Source organism: Rhodoluna sp. (assembly GCF_024641065.1).
Taxonomy (GTDB): domain Bacteria; phylum Actinomycetota; class Actinomycetes; order Actinomycetales; family Microbacteriaceae; genus Rhodoluna.
This window is the reverse complement of record NZ_JAHEDV010000011.1, coordinates 1-5900: the sequence shown is the minus strand read 5'-3', so window position 1 is coordinate 5900 and position 5900 is coordinate 1. Positions and strand designations below refer to the sequence as shown.

Sequence of the window (5900 nt, the reverse complement as noted above, 5' to 3'; positions counted from 1 at the left end):
GCGTGCCGGAGCGGCCGAACGGAACAGTCTTGAAAACTGTCGTCGTTAATAGCGACCGTGGGTTCAAATCCCACCGCTTCCTCCACTTGAAACCCCAGTCTTTGACTGGGGTTTTCTGTTTAACACCTAATCCACAGGGAAGCGCAAAGGGTTTTTCACTTAAACTAGAGGTTCATGGAAAACCAGAACCCCACCCCAAAACTAAGCAAACGCCAGGCTAAGCAGTCGCGCGGTTTTGCGCGCCATGGTCGCATTCGCGTACAAACCAAGGCCAGCGCAATCTGGGGGATCCTGTTTAAGATCTTGGGCCTAGTTCTTGGTGCAACTGTTGCGGTTTCTGGAATCGCCATTGCGGATCTTTCCAACACCATCAAGGCCAACGGAATCGTGCTTTCCGGTGCCCACAAAATTTCAGAAAAGGACCTAGCTGGTCCAATCAACATGCTTTTGGTTGGAAGCGATACCCGCGCTGGTCAGGGCGAGGGGTACGGCAACGAGACATCGGTGTTGGCCGACGTAATTATTCTTTTGCACGTTTCGGCAGACCGTAAGCATGCCACCGCGCTCAGTTTTCCGCGCGACTTGCTAGTGCCGTGGCCAGCTTGCCCTAGTACCTCGATTCCGCCGGGCCCGGGTTACCTGCCGCAGTCACTTGGCCAGATTAACGCCACCATCGCAAACGGTGGGCCAGGTTGTACTTTGCTGACCGTTGAGGCGCTGACCGGTTTGAAGATTCCTTACCTTGCGATGATCGACTTCAAGGGCGTTATCGAAATGTCTAACGCCATCGGTGGCGTTGAGGTTTGTGTGACCAAGCCAATTCACGACTCGTACACCTACCTAAACCTCGCCGCCGGAAAGCACGTGCTGCAGGGCAAGGATGCGCTGAAATTCTTAAGAACCCGCCACGGTGTTGGCGACGGCTCTGACCTTTCACGTATTTCAAACCAGCAGGTATTTTTGACCTCGCTGGTGCGCAAGGTTAAGAGTGCCGGCGTGCTGGGCAACCCAATTTACCTTTACTCACTTGCCTCGGCCGCGGCTCGCAACATGAAGCTAAGTGAGAGCCTGACCAACGTCAACGTAATGGTGGCAATGGCCGGAGCGCTGAAGAATGTTGAACTAGACAAGATGACCTTCTTGCAGGTGCCTAGCCGCGGTGGATTGCCTGCGCCATATTCGGGTCGTGTAGCACCGATATACGAAACCGCAAACTTAATTTTCGAAAAGCTGCAGAAGGACGAGCCGATTGTTTTGGCAGAGGCCAATGGTGGTCAGGGTGCAGTGATTGATCCAACTTCAAGCCCAAGCCCAAGTCCGTCTGTGAGTGCAAGTCCAAATCCATCGGCTTTGCCAACTGGAATTCTTGGCACCACCGCAGACACCAAGACCTGCTCTAACTAAAAACCAATTAGGCTAATCCTGGTTCAAGGATGAACCAGATTGGATTTGAATTGAATAGCAATTCAGAAATTTCAAGATCATGGCTACTGGTAAACGCCATGCATCACGAGCAGTTTGATGTTGCCGCTAAGAGTCGCGCAGACGAAATTATTCTTGACGTCGAAGACGCAGTTGACCCAAAGTTCAAGGGCGAGGCACTTGAAAAAGTTATCAACTGGCTGAATGACGAAGGCACTGGTTGGGTGCGCATCAATGACTACACCACCGATTTTTGGCGCCAGGATCTTGATGGCCTAAAGGGGGTAAAGGGACTCAAAGGTGTAATGCTTGCCAAGACAGAAACCGCAAGCCAAGTTACAGAAACTTACGCGGCACTTGGTTCAACACTTCCGGTGATTGCACTGGTTGAATCTGCGCTGGGCATCGAAGACTCCCGCGAAATTGCATCGGCTAAGGGCGCGTATCGGTTGGCTTTTGGTAGCGGCGATTATCGTCGCGACACGGGAACCAGCGTTGACGATTTGGCCATGGCTTATCCGCGTTCAAAGCTTGTGGTGGCAAGCCGCATTGGTAATTTGCCTGGCCCGATTGATGGACCAACCGTGGGTTCAAACCACGCGGTGCTAAGAGAAAAAAGTGAGCTTGCCGTTGCACTGGGCATGACCGGCAAGTTGTGTCTTGATACCAGTCAGCTAGCCGTGATCAACGAAACCATTTGCCCAACCGTTGCCGATGTAACTTGGGCTCACGATTTCATTAGCGATTTTGAAGCTCGCGGTCGCGTGATTCGTGATGGTTCAGACTTGCCACGACTTGGTCGCGCAGAAAAGATTATGAAGCTAGCGAATGCCTTCAACATCTCACCACGCTAAAACCAAGCAGCGTTGGCTGCCGCAATACATTGGCCTGGGCCTAATTTGGGGCGCTTCGTTTCTGTTTATTGAGATGGGCTTGCTGGCCTTTCCGCCGGCAGGAGTCACCTTCTGGCGCTGCGTACTTGGCGCGATCACACTTTGGACTTTCGTCAAGATAAAGGGCTTAAATACCAAGCTGGACAACAAATTCAAGCTGAGAATTTTGTTTGTTGCAATTCTGATGAACGCAGTGCCGGGCACGTTGTTTGCCTTTGCGCAAGAGCACGTGAGCACAGTGATTGCCAGCATTATCAATACCGCAAACCCAATCACGACGTTGATCGTGATGTTGATTGCATTCAGAGACGAACGACCGACCCTGCGACAGGTATCGGGAATTTTGGTTGGCTTATTTGGTGCACTCTTTGCACTCGGAATTTCAAACGGTGATATTGGAGACAATGATCCGCTTGGTGTAGGTGCAATTATTCTTGCGGTCTTTTGCTACGGCGTTGCCATTCCGTTTTCACACAAGTACCTACTTGGTCAAGGCAAGCGCTCTGAGGTAATTGCAACCTGGCAAGTAACCTTTGCATCAATTACTCTGCTACCTGCTTACTTGCTTTCTAATTTCATTCTTGGCCAAGATCTAGTGCGCACGGCATTCACCTGGGAAATTATTGTTTCAATGGTTTTGATGGGAACTATCGGTAGCGGAATTGCCTACATTTGGAATTTGCAATTGATTGACCGGGCCGGAAGCGCAATTGCAAGTTCGGCAAGTTACCCAACTCTGCTGGTCTCGCTGTTCATCGGATGGTTAGTTCTTGGCGAGCCATTCAGTTGGAACCTTCCGGTTGGTGCGGTGCTAGTTGCCGCTGGTTCTGCGATTACTCAGATGAAATCAAAAACCGGTAAAAAGAAAATTTAGTAACTAACTTTTGAAGCACCAAGGTAAAGAGAAAACTCCAAACCTACCTTCGCAATAATTTCGCCAACCTGATCAAGGTGCGAACCAATTCTGGTTTTTGGCGCACTCACGTTCATGACACCAATGATGCGATCTGTCTGATCGCGAATTGGTGCTGAGGCGCCAACCAATCCCCACTCAAACTCTTCGTCTACTTTTGCGTAGCCAACTTTGCGAATCTGAGCTAATTCTTTTTTCAGATCGTCAACATTTTTAATCTTTCCGAGGCGCGGGCTTTGCTCAAGATTAGGCAATGCGCCGTCGTTTGAAACTATTGAGCCAATTGTTGGACTTATGATCCGATTATCTTTTGCGTGTTCCTCGTACCACTCTTCGATTTCGGCATCGTTCCAGTCACTTAGAAGTGCACGGCCTGAGGATGTGCTGAGCGCGGCCACGCTTACGCCCTCCCAGCCAACTCCGCGAAACGCGTGATTAGACATTTCACTTTTTAGAGTCAAAACGTTTCCGCCGCGAAGCACACAAAGATGCGTGGTCTCGTGAGTCAGGTTGACAACCTTGCGCAGGTAGCGGCCGGCCTCTTCAACAAACCTGGCCTCGGCCGTTCTTGAGGCCAACGAGTAAAGCTGAAAGCCCAAGCGATACTTACCGGTGGCGCGATCGCGCTGCACAAAGCCGGCATCGGCAAGAGTGGACAGGGTTCTAGAGATCTGGCCCTTGTCTCTGGCGGTAAGTTCGGCAACCCGATTGACCCCAAGGCCGTGACTACTTAGCGCCTCCGGGGTACCCAGAACCTCAAGAACCTCAAGGTCGCGACTGAGGCCAGCGGCATTTCTTCGCTGTACCGGCTTAGTTTCGGCCATTCGTTCCTCCTAGCGAACCTTCTGGGTGAAGCCCTGGTTATCTGATTGTTATCGTATTTGGTTGACATACTACCAACTCTCGTTGCGGTATACACAACTGCTTCCTAGTTTTGATTTCAGGCACAAAGGTGCCAAATGCTCTCAAAGAGGAGGCCGGCATGGACTATGACCTAAGTTTGGTCGTTCCATTCCTAATTAAGAAGGCCGATGAAATTCTCGAGCTTTCTGTCGAACACATCACCGTCGTTCTCATCTCACTTGTTATCGCAGCGGTTATCGGTGTTGGAACCGGACTTTTGGTCTGGGAGAAGCCGGTTGCTCGTTCGGCCGCCGTGGCCACCGCCGGTGTGATTCTGACCATTCCATCAATGGCACTGCTGACCATCTTGATTCCGATCATGGGTCTTGGCTGGGCGTCTACCGTATTTGCCCTAAGCATCTACTCGCTGCTGCCGATTGTGCGCAACACGGTGGTTGGGCTACGCGAGGTTGACCCTGCAGTAATTGAATCTGCACGCGGCATGGGCATGAGCAAAGTTGCTGTGCTTATGAAGATTCAGTTTCCAATTGCCTGGCCAGTAATTCTTACCGGCCTTCGCGTTGCCGCGCAGCTATCGGTTGGTATTGCAGCAATCGCTGCCTATGTGGCCGGACCGGGAATGGGCGCTTACATCTTCAAGGGACTTTCAATGCTGGGTGCGGCAAACGCACTGAACTTTGCACTAACCGGAACAGTGGTGATCGTTTTGATTGCGCTGAGCTTTGATGCAGTTTTTATTTTGATAAACCGACTAACAACCTCGAGAGGCATCCGTGTCTAAGTCAACAAGTGGCGCAAGCATTGAACTAAGCAATGTAACTAAGTCATATCCAAACCAGCCACAGTCTGCCGTTGAGAATTTCTCGATGAGCATCAATCCCGGTGAACTGATTATGTTGGTGGGACCTTCTGGTTGCGGTAAGACCACAACCATGAAGATGATCAACCGAATCATTGAACCAACATCTGGCTCAATCAAAATTGATGGCAAAGATATTTTGTCTTTAGACCAAAACACATTGCGTCGTCAAATTGGTTATGTAATTCAGCAAATTGGTTTGTTCCCGCACATGACAATTGCAGAGAACGTTTCTGTGGTGCCAAAGCTTTTGGGTTGGGACAAAAATAAAATTGCAGCTCGCGTTGAAGAACTGCTTTCGCTTGTAGAGCTTGACCCGGCCAAGTTTGCAAACCGCTATCCGAAGCAGCTTTCAGGCGGCCAGCAGCAGCGCGTTGGTGTTGCCCGCGCACTTGCAGCTGACCCACCGGTGATGTTGATGGATGAACCTTTTGGTGCAACAGACCCAATCACTCGTGAAAAACTTCAGGATGAGTTCTTGCGTTTGCAGTCAACCATCGGCAAGACAATTGTTTTTGTTACTCACGACTTTGATGAGGCAATCAAACTTGGTGACCGCATTGCGGTGCTTAGCGAGCGATCACAGATTGAACAGTTTGATACTCCGGCAAATATCTTGGCGAACCCAGCAAGCGATTACGTTTCTTCATTCATTGGTGAGGGCGCAGCGCTAAAGCGTTTGGCGCTTATTCCAATTGCTTCGGCAAAGTTGGGCGCGGCAACCGCCAGCGGCCCAAGCGTAATGATCTCTGAGAACCTGCGCGAAGCACTTGACCACATCGTGCTAAACGGTGGAGCGCCGGTTCCAGTTACCGATGCCAAGGGCAAAGAAGTCGGCAGCATCTCAGTCAAGGAAATCTCCAGCGCACTTGGCGCAGACGCCTCAACCCTTGGTAGCAAAAAGGGCCGCTAATCATGAGCATTCAGCCAGCAACCGATGTAAGCACCT

General features: G+C 50.8%; 6 protein-coding genes. 5 read left to right on the top strand and 1 reads right to left on the bottom strand.

What is annotated here, in order from left to right; genetic code table 11:
* Nucleotides 1-174: 174 nt before the first annotated feature.
* The 3 genes from Q0L26_RS05465 to Q0L26_RS05455 are packed head-to-tail and all read left to right on the top strand — an operon-like array spanning nucleotide 175 to nucleotide 3189.
* Nucleotides 175-1404, top strand: a complete 1230-nt coding sequence (locus Q0L26_RS05465) for an LCP family protein (RefSeq protein WP_296648476.1) — start codon at nucleotides 175-177, stop codon at nucleotides 1402-1404.
* Between the two features lie 50 nt (nucleotides 1405-1454).
* Nucleotides 1455-2276, top strand: coding sequence for a CoA ester lyase (locus tag Q0L26_RS05460; RefSeq protein WP_296648474.1), 822 nt, complete (start codon nucleotides 1455-1457; stop codon nucleotides 2274-2276).
* Nucleotides 2251-3189 carry a DMT family transporter gene (locus Q0L26_RS05455; RefSeq protein ID WP_296648471.1) on the top strand — a complete coding sequence of 313 codons (939 nt, stop codon included), beginning with the start codon at nucleotides 2251-2253 and terminating at the stop codon, nucleotides 3187-3189. The genes Q0L26_RS05460 and Q0L26_RS05455 overlap by 26 nt, the downstream gene beginning before the upstream one ends.
* Here the strand turns inward: Q0L26_RS05455 and Q0L26_RS05450 are convergent.
* Nucleotides 3186-4052 carry an IclR family transcriptional regulator gene (locus Q0L26_RS05450; RefSeq protein ID WP_296648469.1) on the bottom strand — a complete coding sequence of 289 codons (867 nt, stop codon included), beginning with the start codon at nucleotides 4050-4052 and terminating at the stop codon, nucleotides 3186-3188. The two genes, Q0L26_RS05455 and Q0L26_RS05450, sit on opposite strands and share 4 nt — an antisense overlap.
* A gap of 158 nt (nucleotides 4053-4210) precedes the next feature.
* Here Q0L26_RS05450 and Q0L26_RS05445 point away from each other — a divergent pair, with 158 nt between their 5' ends.
* Together Q0L26_RS05445 and Q0L26_RS05440 are read left to right on the top strand one after the other, a co-directional pair.
* Nucleotides 4211-4873: an ABC transporter permease gene (locus tag Q0L26_RS05445; RefSeq protein WP_296648467.1), complete on the top strand. Its 663-nt coding sequence runs from the start codon at nucleotides 4211-4213 to the stop codon at nucleotides 4871-4873.
* A complete protein-coding gene (locus Q0L26_RS05440) occupies nucleotides 4866-5864 on the top strand; it encodes an ABC transporter ATP-binding protein (protein WP_296648466.1) in 999 nt (332 codons plus the stop codon). The genes Q0L26_RS05445 and Q0L26_RS05440 overlap by 8 nt, the downstream gene beginning before the upstream one ends.
* Nucleotides 5865-5900 lie beyond the last annotated feature (36 nt).